Below are 13,677 nucleotides of genomic sequence, written 5' to 3'. Positions count from 1 at the left end.
AAAAACCAAAATTAGAACTATAATTACATGTATAGTTAATAGTCTATTTACTCTAGGTTATGTTGCTATTGGATATCTAAGCTGGGAAAACTTAGATATCCTTATATAAAATTTTAATTAAACAGGTTAAATTGTTCAGTTTTATGCTTTGGAGAATACTCAGACTTCAGCATAGAGCCTGTGTTGTATTGTTGCAATAATTCCTCAGCTTTGGCAGGTATGATCCATATCAAAGCGTAGTATTTATAAATATAAAGCTACTGCTTATACAGCATTTGCGGCAGCTATGAGGTACATCATCCTCAAGGCTGAAAGCTATGCTAGGAGAGAGGCAAGAAGAAAAACTGTATTGCATAATAGCGGGAAGCGCTGTATCTCTAATTAAAAGCTTTCGTCCTTATTTATTTTATGTAACCTTAGCTACATCGGAATATTCTTTGCTTCTTTTTGAGACGCTAGGCGATGGTGCAAAGCATCTGCCAGAAGCGATGTCTACGCAAAACTACATAATTTCGGTAAAATTGGGTAAAGCAATTTTTGCGCTTGTTAAACAAAGGCATCAGCAAACCCATGCAACTGAAACTCAGTGCATCTAAACTTCCCTTCGCCCCTCTCCTCTTAATTGCCCCCTTTTTCCTATGGGGGACGGCAATGGTAGCAATGAAAGGAGTGATACCCCATACCACACCACTATTCATGGCAGGTGTGCGTCTGATACCAGCAGGGATGTTAATTCTGATTGCAGCAGCATTCATGGGTAAACCCCAGCCGAAAGGTTGGGCTGCATGGTTGTGGATTGCCTTATTTGCTCTAGTAGATGGGACGCTGTTTCAAGGCTTTTTGGCAGAGGGATTAGTTAGAACCAGTGCGGGGTTAGGGTCTGTAATGATTGACTCGCAACCCTTGGCTGTTGCCTTGCTGTCGTTGTGGCTATTCCAAGAACACATTGGTTTTTGGGGATGGCTGGGGCTAGGTTTGGGTGTCACAGGCATTAGTTTAATCGGCTTACCTGATGAATGGATTTTACATTTTCTCGACTCAGGCGCAAATATCACAATTGGCAATTGGCAAGATTTGTTTGCTAGTGGTGAGTGGTTGATGCTGTTAGCAGCCCTATCAATGGCAGTGGGAACAGTGTTAATTCGGTTTGTGTGCCGACATGCTGACCCAGTAACCGCTACAGGATGGCACATGATTTTGGGTGGATTGCCACTATGGGGAGTTTCATCAGTTATCGAATCCCAGCAATGGGAGAATCTAGGAGCATCTGATTTAGTGGCTTTGGGTTATGCTACCGTATTTGGCAGTGCGATCGCCTACGGATTATTTTTCTACTTTGCCTCTAGTGGCAGTCTCACCAGCCTTAGTTCGCTCACCTTTCTCACACCCGTCTTTGCCCTACTATTTGGCAATCTCTTTCTCTCAGAAGTCCTTAGTCCGTTGCAGTGGGTGGGTGTTTTCCTAACTTTAATCAGCATCTACCTCATTAACCAACGTGATAATTTAGCAGCGCAAAACGACACAGTTACTGTCGGCGAGATAGCTAATATACAGCAACCAGCTTTAGAAGCATCCGCTAAAAAATTAAACCCCATAGCTTTAGCAGTCAGAGAATCTGAACGAGAAATTTTACCCTAACTAGTAATTCGTAATTCGTAATTCGTAATTCGTAATTCAGTAGGGAGAATAACTAATGCCCAATGCCCCATGCCCAATGCCCAATAAAAAATGACACTTAACATTTGGTAATTTGGTAATCTTGAAGGTATTGTGGTATCGAAGAAGAATACTTCAAAAGCACCTTCAGGCTAAAACTTGCAATATGAGGCTATGCCGTTCCTCAATTTTGATATTTACCTGTTTTTCTTGCGTGGGTTTTTACCCAAATCGTGCAAGCACAGCAACACCTAACCTAGCACCTAAAATTTTAGAACTTGCACAAGCTAGTTCCACAGTCGCTGCTAGTCCCAATGTTTTGAGATATGGTAGTCGAAAATCAGATGTGCAGAGATTACAAACCCAATTAAAGCAGTTGGGATACTACAGTGGCGTGATAGATGGAGAGTACAACGCCAATACAGAAATGGCTGTAATTAAATTCCAGAAAGCAAAGGGTTTAAAAGTAGATGGTCTTGCTGGTCTGGCGACTAGGGGGGGACTGCAAGCGGCAATGGTAGCCAAAAATCAGATTGTCACTCCTTCAATAGTTACTTCTCCAATTATTAACTCTGCTGCTGCAACTTCCAAACCAACTACAACACCTAAACCAATTGAAAGGGGTTTTGTCTGGTGGTTAATATTTTCCATCGGAGTTCTAGGAAGTATTGGCGCACTTGTTTACCTGCTGAAGTGGTTTCGTCAGGGTAAACAAGTGCAACCTGAAATATTAGAGACTAAAAGTTTGAGTGAAGCTAACAAAAAACCCATGACATCACCCTCTCCAGAGACTGTAAGTAATCCACAAACAGCTACGCCACCACTCCCCACACAGTTACTGCTACCAGAAAAAACTTCCCGGCTAGCTAAATTAAATATTGTTGACGAACTAATTCAAGACTTACGCAGTTCTGACCCAACGAAGCGGCGCAAAGCTATTTGGGATTTGGGTCAGCAGGGAGATTCGCGGGCAATTCAGCATCTGGTTGACCTGATGATTGATGCCGATTCTCAAGAAAGCAGCTTAATTTTGGCAGCTTTGGCAGAAATTGGCATCCGTACACTCAAACCGATGAATCGTGGCCTAGCAATTTCACTCCAAGATGAAAGTCCACAAGTGCGGCAAAATGCGATTCGTGACCTGACGCGCGTTTATGACATGATGGGTCAAATGAGTCAGATGTTGCATCATGCGTTAAATGACCCAGATGCCGAGGTGCAAGCAACAGCACGATATGCTTTAACTCAGATGAATCGAATGCGTGGTTTACCTGAACAACAAAGTCTACCAGAAGATTCACACAACGATTCACGAGAATAAAACTAAAAATATTTCAATTGGATTTGGATATCAGTGCCTGGGCCTGCTACTAAAAATGCTGCTTCGCTAAATTTGGCCGCTCTTGTGCGAATTTCTGGGTTCCTGGAAAATCCAAAGCCTTCGCTTGGTATACCAAAAACATTGCTATTGAGAGTGCCGTCGTTATTTTGATCGTGGAAGACAGCAACGGCGTAACTACCCGCTTTCAAGTTCTCAAAGGTAATGGGTAAAGGAGTGTCAGTAATCTTGGTACACTGCTTTTGTAAGCCGCGATCGCGATCGCTAGGAAATCCTTCACTACTAGCAAATACACTGGCACAGACTTGTCCTTGTTTATTCTTCAATCCATCAATTTCTACGGTGAGTTTGCCGTTAAAATTTGCCTTGGCACTAAATGACCACGCCAGATTTCCCAGAACTGCCAATAGCAGGATACTAACTCTCAATCCTCTAACCATAAATTTTTCACCAGGTAAAATAAGTATTAACTTTGATTCAGATCAGCCAGACTTATGGTGGCATTATTTAGTTAATACTCGCAAGTATATTGGTATATTTAATTTTATACTTTTCTAAGTAAGTCGGCGTTAACGAAGAGACAAGGGGTTAAACCAATTCGCAATTCGCAATCCGCAATGACGCGACGCTCCTGCGTCGCGTCATTGCGGACTCGCCTTGCGCGTCGCTAACGCAATTAAGTTTTGAGATAGCGAAGCGTTAGCGAGTCTGCGAGCGTCTGGGGATTTAAACCCCTTTCTCATTACAAGCAATTCCCTTTGGGGATGGGGAATTAACCCCTCTTGTTTGTTAAATATTCAAAATTCAAAATTAAAGACATTTCAGAAGGGGACTTTTACCCCGACTGTAGCAAGCTCCCGCAGGGTAACTGATGCTATATGTAAAAATTTGAAAAAGTAGGGGGTTTTATACCTCCTACTTTTCCCCGCTTCGATAGAGAATTTTGCGAAATCAGTTCAATCTACTAATGCTATGTTGGTAACTCATATTAGGAATATGCCAGAGAGTAAACCAAAGAAATATTTACCTTAGTATCTGCCAATTGAGCTTTCTTCTCCAGAAAATCCAGTTCCATCACCTTCTTTGAGAAATCCACTGTAAGCTTCCATACCGTGTTCACCGATATCCAAACCTTCTAGTTCCTCTTCTTTGGATACTCTGATACCTAAAGTAGCTTTCAGTGCTAGCCAAAAAATACTACTGAGTAAGACAGTGAAGCCGCCTACTGAGACAACACCCAGTAACTGAACACCGAACTGTCCAAAGCCACCACCTGCAAATAAACCTTTTGCTGGGCCAAGTGTATCACCATACCAAGAATAAACACCAGGGCCAACTGACCACAGACCCACTGCTAGAGTTCCCCAGATGCCACAAACTAGGTGAACTGAGGTAGCTCCCACTGGGTCATCAATGCCAAGTTTGTCAAAGAATGTTACAGAAAAAACTACTAGTACTCCAGCAATCAACCCAATGAGTAAAGAAGCAGGAATGCCTACGTAAGCACAAGACGCTGTAACGCCAACCAAGCCAGCCAAAATACCATTGATAATCATTGACAAGTCTGGTTTACCTAAGTATAACCAAGCTGTAACGGTGGCGGCAATTCCACCGGCAGCACCAGACATGTTAGTGGTTACAGCAATGTGACTGATCGCACTAGGATCGGCAGCCATCACAGAACCGGGGTTGAAACCAAACCAGCCCAACCACAGGATCAGACAGCCCAAAGTGGCAATACTCATGTTGTGACCAGGCATAGCAACAACTTGCCTATCTTGATATCTACCAAGGCGGGGCCCAAGAAATGCTGCTCCCATCAAAGCTGCCCAGCCACCTACGGAGTGAACCACCGTACAACCGGCAAAATCCCAAAAGCCTCTATCTGCTAGCCAACCAGTTCCCCAAATCCAGTGTCCGGTAATGGGGTAGAGAATACCTACAAGTAAGAGGCTGAAAATTAGGAAATCAACAAACTTAATCCGTTCGGCTACTGCACCAGAAACGATTGTTGCTGCTGTTCCAGCAAACACTAGCTGGAATAAAAACTTGGCAGCTAAAGGTACACCAGCCCAACTAATAGCACCGAAAACGCCTTTATAGGCTTCTCCTGTGGCGGGACTGTTATCTGCTCCTCCTAAGAAAAACCCATTCAATCCAATGAAGTCGTTGCCATCACCGAACATTAAGCCAAAACCGATCACCCAAAAAGCAATGCTGGATAAAGCAAATACAATCAAGTTTTTGGAAAGGACGTTGACAGCGTTTTTCTGGCGACAAAAGCCCGTTTCTAGCATACAAAAACCAGCGTTCATGAAGAACACTAAAAAGGCTGCGATCGCAACCCACAGTGTATCAAGAGCAACTTTAAGTTCTGCTGTTGTTGGCCCTGCGGCTGGAGTTTGGGCAACTGCGGCATAACCCCAACCCAACACAATCAGACAAGCTAAAGGTAAGCAGGCTTGCCAACTGGGAGAGAGTCGCTTAATTGCTAGATTAAATAGCTTTATTTTTGAGTTGGGCTGTGAATTTACAGCGTAATTTTTTGCAGACAGACGCCTATTTTTAGTTTTCGATTTTTGTTTGTACATGAATTTCAACATCATCCTCCAAACTCTCTTTAAAAAAGGGGAAAAAACACGTTTAAGCAGAAAGAAGTACCGTCCGAAGTTGAATCTAGTGGTTTTTATATTTTTCCTTTAGACCACTTGTTGAAAAATCAGAAAACCAAATTACCTGAGTAAAAGTTTAAGAAACTCTTGGCACATCTGTAAATATTTATTTTAGATATTCTTAAGTAATTATGGTGTAGTTCTGAAACAGTCAACTCTTCTTCACTTAATCTTTAATCTTTCAAAAATAAATTTTGTTCAGGAAATTGCCAAAAATTGTCAATATTATGTCTAGAAAAAAAGGTGCAATACAATTACAGCCGATTTTTCCCCGCAGTAATAAGGTTACAGTAAGGGCGGCTGAGTTTTCTCGTAAGCCATTAACTACGCCTCTTTGGCAGAACAAACCTGCTTCTAATATGGCAAAGCCAATATCACGAACAATACTAAAAAACTAGTGATTTAGTACCCAGGTAGGATCAATGGAAATTTGCAGCTTAGTTATAGTTTTAGATAAAGACTGAATAATGGGAGCTTTACACAAATCATGAGACTACTTCCTATTTCACCTTGCTAAATTTATGCCTAGACAGATAAATTTGACTGATTGTCTATTTACCCGAACCAAAAAGCTGTATCATAGAATACATTTTCTCGCTTTTGTTATGGCAATAGCTCCTAATGCAACAAATAAAGCATTTATATCCTTTATAGGTAAGTATTTTCCGATTTCATGATATAACAATTATGAATATTATTAAGTTTTTATAAAAAAGTCAATAGTTTGTTACTTTAAAAGCTACATTGAATACCAGTAATTCTTTTTTAAACCAACCACTGGGTGTAATCCAGAAGCTACCATTGAGTGAAATAACGGATAAATTGTCCCCACTCTCGACCATCCAATCTTGTTGATAAAAGTAACAGTTGTAGAGATAAACTCAACACGAAGCTTAAGATAATTCATAATTTATCCCGGCGAGAATATTTGTATTAAAAGTAACGCAGATTTACAAGCCTATCCTGAGACTCTGGATTGATGGAACTATTTACAGAAGAGTTCTCACTCAGGTAAACTCACAGGCGATCGCTATCGTTGTTAGATTGGGTGTAGCAGTTGAGCAAAGACGCTCCACCTCTTAGCTTGTCGTTAAACATCGCCTAGCCGATTCGGCATCAATCACTAAAAGAAACATCTATCGAAACTCTTATACATGCTTACAGCCTGAATTAAATAGAATCATAAGGCTAACAAACTTAATTTCCTTAAAAAAGAGGGTTTACAGTACCTGTAATATGGGAAACTTGGCAATATTCCCTATAAATCAGATTCAAGATGAGTAAAACGATTTCGGACATCGCAGTTAAGACTATCAACGGTAAAGATAAACAATTAAATGAGTATATCGGCAAGGTGCTCTTAATTGTGAATGTGGCTTCCTACTGCGGTTATACTTCTCAATACGAAGGGTTAGAAAAATTGAACCAGAAGTATGGGGAAGCAGGGTTACGTATTTTAGGGTTCCCATGTAACGATTTTGGAGCGCAGGAACCAGGAAGCAATGAAGAGATTGTGCAATTCTGCACGAGTAAATATAGTGTTACCTTTGAACTATTCGATAAAGTTCATGCCAAAGGCTCACAGCAGCATCCACTATATGAAAGACTTACTAAAGCCGTTGAGCCGATGGGAACTGTTGCTTGGAACTTTGAAAAATTTTTAGTTAATAACCAAGGTGAAGTGATAGCTAGATTTAATAGTAGTGTCCAGCCAAATTCACCAGAAATCATTGCCATAATTGAGAAAGAATTAGCTAAATAGTCATTAGTCATTAGGTTGTACTATTGGTATTGATTTTTGGCTCTAGAGTGTAAATTTATTTACGTCCAGTCCCTTAATTGAGAATATTCTCTCAATGAGTAGTTTAATTTATTTGTGTCTAATTTGTCATGAACGTTGCAATCATTGGTTGTGGTTATGTTGGTTATAAAGTTGCTGAATATTGGCATAAAAAGGGGGATTTTGTTGTCAGTGTAACCACAACTTCCTCTGAGCGTGTCCCGGCACTAAAATCAGTATCTGAAAAAGTTGTAGTTACCCGTGGTAACGACTTAGATAGTCTCAAATCAGTTTTGCACGATCAAGATGTTGTACTTTTGAGTGTTGGTGCAAAAGGCGCAGAACTTTATGAAGAAACTTATCTAAAAACTGCCCAAACTTTAGTTTCATCCTTGCAGCAGGTTCCGAGTGTAAAACAATTAATATACACAGGTAGCTATGCAGTGTATGGTGACAGAAATGGTGTATGGGTAGATGAAGAAACACCCCTTGCACCCGCTAATTTAAATGCACAAATTCTCCGAAAAACAGAGGATGTGCTGCTATCAGCATCTAGCGAAAATCTCCGCGTTTGTATCTTTCGCTTAGGAGGAATTTATGGCCCTGGTAGAGAACTGTTGAAAATATTTGGTAGATATTCTGGTACAACCCGTCCCGGCGGCGAGGATATCACAAATTGGATTCACCTGGATGATATTGTAGGTGCGATAGAATTTGCCCGTCACCGTCGTTTGCAAGGGATTTATAATCTGGTAGATGATGCACATCTCACCAGTCGAGACTTGCTAGATAGCCTATTTGAAAAACATAATTTACCCAAAGTTATATGGGATACTTCTACTAAGAGTACCCGCCCATATAATGCTTTGGTATCGAATGAAAAGCTTAAAGAAGCTGGATACCAGCTAATTCATCCACAGATAATTTTTTAGCAAGTATTAAAAACTAGGAATTATGCAACCATCTGCTGTAACTAACACAACCAATTTGACAGCACATCCTAGCCAGTTTTACAGTTGGGGGAATTATCGTTGTGCCTATGAAGTTCATCAACCAACTAATACAACACCTGAAGACATTCCCTTACTGTTAATTCATCCTATTGGCGTTGGATTGTCGCGGCAATTTTGGCAGCGATTCTGTCGGGAATGGTATAATACAGATCAACGTAATTTAATTTATAACCCTGATTTATTAGGATGTGGCGAAAGTGATATGCCTTATATGGCTTACACTCCTAGCGATTGGGCAGAACAGTTGCAGTACTTTTTACAAACAGTAGTGCAAAAACCTGTCATTGTAGTAGTACAAGGTGCTTTATTACCAGTTGCGATCGCATTAGTCCAAAAGCAATCAAACTTAATTGCCAGACTTGTACTCTCTGGGCCTCCAACGTGGGCTTTGATAACAAATAAATCACCAGAATGGCGGCAAAAATTTGCTTGGAATCTGTTAGATTCGCCTTTTGGAAGTGCTTTTTATCGCTATGCACGCACCCGAAAGTTTTTACATTCTTTCTCGACTCGTCAACTTTTTGCTTCTGAGAATGCTGTGGATGCAGAATGGTTGAACACATTGCTTGCAGGTGCAGAAAATCCTGCTAGTCGTTATGCAGTGTTTTCTTTTCTAGCAGGATTTTGGCGACAGGATTATACTAATTCTATCGCCTCTATTGAGCAACCAACATTAGCGGTTATGGGGGAGACTGCATCAAGTATTAGTCAAAAAGGTAAAAAAGAAACGCCAGACGAACGCTTAACTCACTATCTCGCGTGTTTGCCTCAAAGTCGAGGTATAAAAATAAATGGGCGCAATGTTTTACCCTATGAATCAACTGCTGAATTTATAGCAGCGATCGCGACCTTTATCAAGGAGAATTCAGAACCCAGGAGTCAGAATTCAGCATGAATTGGTGGAGTCCTATGGGTAATGAATATTGGTTTAAAACCTTGCTTTTAATAGCACAACGAAATTCAAATATTCTTCCGGTTATTACTCCATCCCTTAAGAGGGGGATGCTGCGCCAACATGGGTAGAGTATTCAGACTTCTGACTTCTGTTTTATTAATGAAATTTTTTAGGTGATTGATGGTTACATCATACCAGACTTGCCATGATAGGTTATGACTGGAATTGATTACTAAAGGCAAGCAAAATTATGTTCCCCAATCGCCGAGGAGAAAGAGTTCCTAATGTCACTTTTCATACCCGTCTGAACAATGAGTGGGTGGATGTGACAACTGATCAATTATTTGCTAATAAGACAGTGGTTGTCTTCTCTTTACCAGGTGCTTATACACCGACTTGTTCATCAACTCATCTCCCTGGTTATAACGAATTGGCTGGGGTTTTGAAACAAAATGGTGTCGATGACATTATCTGTATTTCTGTCAATGATCCCTTTGTGATGAACGAATGGGCAAAAGTTCAAGAGGCAGAAAATATCACAGTAATTCCCGATGGTAATGGTGAATTTACTGAAGGCATGGGTATGCTGGTAGACAAATCAGACTTAGGGTTTGGGAAGCGATCGTGGCGCTACTCGATGCTGGTAAAAGATGGTGTAATTAACCAAATGTTTATTGAGCCAGACGAGCCAGGAGATCCCTTTAAGGTATCCGATGCTGAGACAATGCTCAGATATATCAACCCCCAAGCAGTGAAGCCCGAAGTAGTTTCTCTGTTTGCCAAAGTGGGTTGTCCCTTCTGTGCCCGTGCTAAGGTGATGCTTAAGGAACACGGTATCAACTACGAGGAAATTACCTTGGGTAAGGATATCACCACACGTTCCTTACGAGCAGTTACAGGTGCGACAACAGTTCCCCAAGTGTTTATCGATGGTAAATTAATTGGTGGTTCTGAGGCATTAGAAGCCTACTTCGCTGCTAAATAGTTTTTCACTAGGGGCGCACAGATGTGCGTCCCTACAACGTATTCAAAGATCGCCCTTTGATGATTGAATTTTAGTAACGGCGATCGCGTTCCAAATCATAAATCACTTTCTCCAAATACCATTCATCCGATTCACCCTGATGCCTCTGGCGCTGCTGTTTAAGTAATCGTTCGGCTGTTGTCGCATCACCATTAAGTAAAATAAGTAAACGTTTTTGCAGTTTTCTGTTTTTCGGGTCACTGAAGTATGGCTTAGAACCCTTGCCCCGTGGTTGAGATGACCACAGTTTGATTAAGGCAAGTGATAAGCTGATGATCACAACCACCACAATCAATCCCATACTTAGTAAAATTAAGTAGTTATCATCTTATATTTTGTAAAAATTTTATCTCCATAGCATCAGTGATTTTTTGGATGTTTTCGTAGTTAAACTGAAAACATCTAAATCGCATAGTCGAATTAAATCAAATTCTTGTCGGGTGGTTAATATGAGCGCTTTGATTATGCAAGGTTATTTGCAGAACATGCTTAATTGGTAAGTCGTCGTACTTTTGGCGGTAACTTACACTATCTTCTAGTTATTTGCACTTATTTACTTGTATCAAGTTTCAAGTCAGGAATTAACAAATCTTTAGATGAGTAAATGTATTTTTGTCCAGCTTTTCACTATTTATCATCTAAAATTGAATTTTCATTTATTAAAAATAAAATATGTTTGCTAGAATCCGCCGAATTTTGAGTCAATTTTTTAGTAACTCAAAGACAATCAACAACGAACCACTGAATAAAGTAAGTTTGATTGTCATTATTTTAATTGATATTTTTATATTGATTAATGTTTTTACCGGACTCGATGATATTAGCAGATGGCATATCAGCCCTACCGAGGCTTATCCATGTTATTCAGAGTGGCAAAATTACCGGGCAAAAACCACTCAAGATAAAGACTATGAAATTGTTAAGCTTTCATTGCCAGATAATCTGAATAATCAACTCAATTTTCAGCAAAACTATCAACAAGCCGAAGCAGGACATCTAGGTAAGGTTTCTAAAACGTGTTTGCAATATGCCGACTACAAAGATAAAATTAACAATCCCCAAAAGCAGCAAATCATCAGAAGTATTGATCAGAAACAAGCGAAAATTAGTTCGCTTGAACAAGCAAATCGCACTATTAAAGCCCAATATGACTCAACCCTCTTAGAAAAAATTGCAGGTCAGGGTCGTGAACAATCAATTAATCAAGTCAGTGCTGAAAAAGCTAAACAGACCTTAGAACAAAATAATCGCCAAATTTCTACCCTTAAACAAGAAAATTCTACTCTTAAAAATGAACTGCTTGCCAAACAGGAAAGCATTAGTTTTATAGCTTTTCTTAAAGATGATAATCAATTCCGGGAAGTTGACAAAGGCTATCAGCAGGCATCATTTTGGTATCCCAGTATCCAGCTTGCTTTTCAGTCTCTCTTTCTTCTACCGTTGATTCTTATTGCCTTGTCAGTTCACAAATTTGCCCAACGAAGAGGATTTGGACTCATCTCGCTAATTAGCTGGCATTTGCTAGTTATCTTTTTTATCCCACTAATCGTTAAAATATTTGAATTTCTTCAAATTGGGGCAATATTTAAATTTTTATTTGATATTATTAGTGCCGTTTTTGGTGGGTTACTTTTCCTGATAAATTATGCTTATATATTGCTGATTCCAATTATCGGTTTTGGAATTATTCAGTTTTTTCAAAAAGTTGTCTTTAATGTTAAAGTCCAGGCAGCTAGCCGAGTCCAAAAATCACGCTGTGTAAATTGCGCCAAAAAAATTCGGCAACTTGATACTTACTGTCCCCACTGTGGTTATTATCAAGACATTGAATGTCAAAACTGTCATAATCTCACTTATAAACATTTACCCTATTGTAAACATTGTGGAGCTTCTCAAAATACTAATATTTTGTAATCAGTGAAGTTGTAGAACTTTCGATATGCTTGCAGAACAACACTATTAAATTTGTTTGGTGTTCATGAGTAAAAGTAACTAAAACTATCTACTGATAGATGACATAAAGAAACAACTTCTAGTTAATTAATTACAATAACTTAATATGGAAAAAGTGAAAAAAGCTAATATAGAGAGTCCGTCGCCTCTTTCTTTTATCAAAAACCTGTTGATTGCCCGTTGGCGATCGCTCTTACTCCTCTTGATAGGAGTTTACTTACCTTTGCAGGTTTTTGAAATTCTGACAGTGAAGATATGGCAGAATAAAGCTGGCTTCCCGTGGGATGTGCCTATTTTGTTAGCACTTCATTCAACAGCAAACCCACAGCTTGATGTTTTAGCCGTGACGCTAGCGAGAATTGGAGAGCCTTGGACGGCGATACCGATTTTAGGTGCGATCGCACTCATATTATTACTTCAAAAACGCTGGCGATCGCTAGCTTATTTACTCACCGTCTCAGCAGGAAGTGTGATCATTAGCCGCACAGCAAAACAATTAATGCATCGAGTGCGTCCACAATTGTGGCAGTCTATTGCGCCTGAGTCTAGTTTTGCATTTCCCAGTGGTCATGCCATGACGAGTATAACTATAGTAGCAATTTTGCTATTTTTAACTTGGGATAGCTCCCGGCGCTGGTTAGTTCTCATCTTCGGCAGCTTATACATAATAGCTATTGGGTGGTGTCGTCTCTATCTGGGGGTACATTTTCCCAGTGACATTCTCGCAGGTTGGATGGTTGCATTAGGTTGGACAATTGGCGTCAGTCTAATTATCAAACCTTATAGAACTATAGCCAAATCGGTAGATGGCGAACGCCTTGAGGATGAAACTACCTTACTTCCTGAAGAAACAGAGTGTGATAACTAAGGATTGATATTATGTACAGGGCAAACGTATCAAAAGTATAAGAATCCTTTAATAGCAAAGGTTTGAGTGTTTGATAATTGAAGGAATTTTTTCATTAATATCCTTATGCAGCAGGTATTTCAGAAATTACATGCGTTTGCCCTGGTATTCTCCCTTAGTTTTTTCCAGAAATAAAATCGGATTGCTATAGCAGAGGTAAAAGTTCAATTGAACTTTTTTGTGTTGCTCACGACATCTAAAAAATAATCAGTATGTTATGTTACTGAGCGACATCATTAATGATCTCATTTTCAGCAATTAACTTAAGTGTGAATACAGCCATTGCGGTATAGGCAACCAGAGGATTTCTAAATTCTTCCTGGCCAAGACTATACCAAAATTTCTGGTGAGTTCTCACTAAAAGCTAGTTTAAATAACGAATTTATAGCACCTGATATCACAAATTACTTGTGAAAAGCAGCTACTACAAAATCCGTT

At 39.8% G+C, this 13,677-nt stretch carries 13 protein-coding genes; 10 read left to right on the top strand and 3 right to left on the bottom strand.

Features of this window, described 5'->3' with window-relative positions; translation table 11 throughout:
* Positions 1 to 317 precede the first annotated feature (317 nt).
* From VE944_RS04625 to VE944_RS04615, 3 genes are all read left to right on the top strand, one after another.
* Complete coding sequence (locus VE944_RS04625; RefSeq protein WP_324972967.1) at positions 318 to 596, top strand: hypothetical protein; 279 nt, start codon at positions 318 to 320, stop codon at positions 594 to 596.
* Positions 571 to 1,638, top strand: a complete 1,068-nt coding sequence (locus VE944_RS04620; RefSeq protein WP_324972964.1) for a DMT family transporter — start codon at positions 571 to 573, stop codon at positions 1,636 to 1,638. Before VE944_RS04625 ends, VE944_RS04620 begins: the two co-directional genes overlap by 26 nt.
* 184 nt (positions 1,639 to 1,822) lie before the next feature.
* Positions 1,823 to 2,977 (top strand): peptidoglycan-binding protein, encoded by a 1,155-nt coding sequence (locus VE944_RS04615; RefSeq protein WP_324972961.1) that lies wholly within the window; start codon positions 1,823 to 1,825, stop codon positions 2,975 to 2,977.
* A gap of 2 nt (positions 2,978 to 2,979) precedes the next feature.
* Here the strand turns inward: VE944_RS04615 and VE944_RS04610 are convergent, their stop codons facing one another.
* Positions 2,980 to 3,435: a DUF2141 domain-containing protein gene (locus VE944_RS04610; protein ID WP_324972957.1), complete on the bottom strand. Its 456-nt coding sequence runs from the start codon at positions 3,433 to 3,435 to the stop codon at positions 2,980 to 2,982.
* A gap of 588 nt (positions 3,436 to 4,023) precedes the next feature.
* The gene (locus VE944_RS04605; protein WP_324972955.1) at positions 4,024 to 5,586 is read right to left on the bottom strand and encodes an ammonium transporter; all 1,563 of its coding nucleotides are present in this window, start codon (positions 5,584 to 5,586) and stop codon (positions 4,024 to 4,026) included.
* A 308-nt stretch (positions 5,587 to 5,894) separates the two neighbouring features.
* On the opposite strand from VE944_RS04605, the gene VE944_RS04600 reads away from it, so the two are divergent.
* From VE944_RS04600 to VE944_RS04580, 5 genes are all read left to right on the top strand, one after another.
* Positions 5,895 to 6,065 (top strand): hypothetical protein, encoded by a 171-nt coding sequence (locus VE944_RS04600; RefSeq protein WP_324972953.1) that lies wholly within the window; start codon positions 5,895 to 5,897, stop codon positions 6,063 to 6,065.
* Positions 6,066 to 6,943: 878 nt separating this feature from the next.
* Positions 6,944 to 7,429, top strand: coding sequence for a glutathione peroxidase (locus tag VE944_RS04595; protein ID WP_324972951.1), 486 nt, complete (start codon positions 6,944 to 6,946; stop codon positions 7,427 to 7,429).
* Between the two features lie 128 nt (positions 7,430 to 7,557).
* Complete coding sequence (locus VE944_RS04590; protein ID WP_324972946.1) at positions 7,558 to 8,379, top strand: SDR family oxidoreductase; 822 nt, start codon at positions 7,558 to 7,560, stop codon at positions 8,377 to 8,379.
* A 22-nt stretch (positions 8,380 to 8,401) separates the two neighbouring features.
* Positions 8,402 to 9,355 carry an alpha/beta fold hydrolase gene (locus VE944_RS04585; RefSeq protein ID WP_324972944.1) on the top strand — a complete coding sequence of 318 codons (954 nt, stop codon included), beginning with the start codon at positions 8,402 to 8,404 and terminating at the stop codon, positions 9,353 to 9,355.
* A gap of 250 nt (positions 9,356 to 9,605) precedes the next feature.
* Positions 9,606 to 10,340 carry a glutathione peroxidase gene (locus VE944_RS04580; protein ID WP_324972941.1) on the top strand — a complete coding sequence of 245 codons (735 nt, stop codon included), beginning with the start codon at positions 9,606 to 9,608 and terminating at the stop codon, positions 10,338 to 10,340.
* A gap of 70 nt (positions 10,341 to 10,410) precedes the next feature.
* On the opposite strand, the gene VE944_RS04575 is transcribed toward VE944_RS04580, so the two are convergent.
* On the bottom strand, positions 10,411 to 10,680 hold the full coding sequence (locus tag VE944_RS04575) for a hypothetical protein (protein WP_324972937.1): 270 nt from the start codon (positions 10,678 to 10,680) through the stop codon (positions 10,411 to 10,413).
* Positions 10,681 to 11,051: 371 nt separating this feature from the next.
* Here VE944_RS04575 and VE944_RS04570 point away from each other — a divergent pair, with 371 nt between their 5' ends.
* Both VE944_RS04570 and VE944_RS04565 read left to right on the top strand, forming a co-directional pair.
* Positions 11,052 to 12,293, top strand: a complete 1,242-nt coding sequence (locus VE944_RS04570) for a hypothetical protein (RefSeq protein WP_324972934.1) — start codon at positions 11,052 to 11,054, stop codon at positions 12,291 to 12,293.
* 145 nt (positions 12,294 to 12,438) lie between these two features.
* Positions 12,439 to 13,200: a phosphatase PAP2 family protein gene (locus tag VE944_RS04565; RefSeq protein WP_324972931.1), complete on the top strand. Its 762-nt coding sequence runs from the start codon at positions 12,439 to 12,441 to the stop codon at positions 13,198 to 13,200.
* Positions 13,201 to 13,677: the final 477 nt, after the last annotated feature.

Origin of the sequence: Nostoc sp. (assembly GCF_035638895.1) — a bacterium.
Taxonomy (GTDB): Bacteria; Cyanobacteriota; Cyanobacteriia; order Cyanobacteriales; family Nostocaceae; genus Nostoc.
The sequence above is the reverse complement of the archived record's forward strand: the minus strand, read 5'-3'. Positions and strand labels throughout refer to the sequence as shown.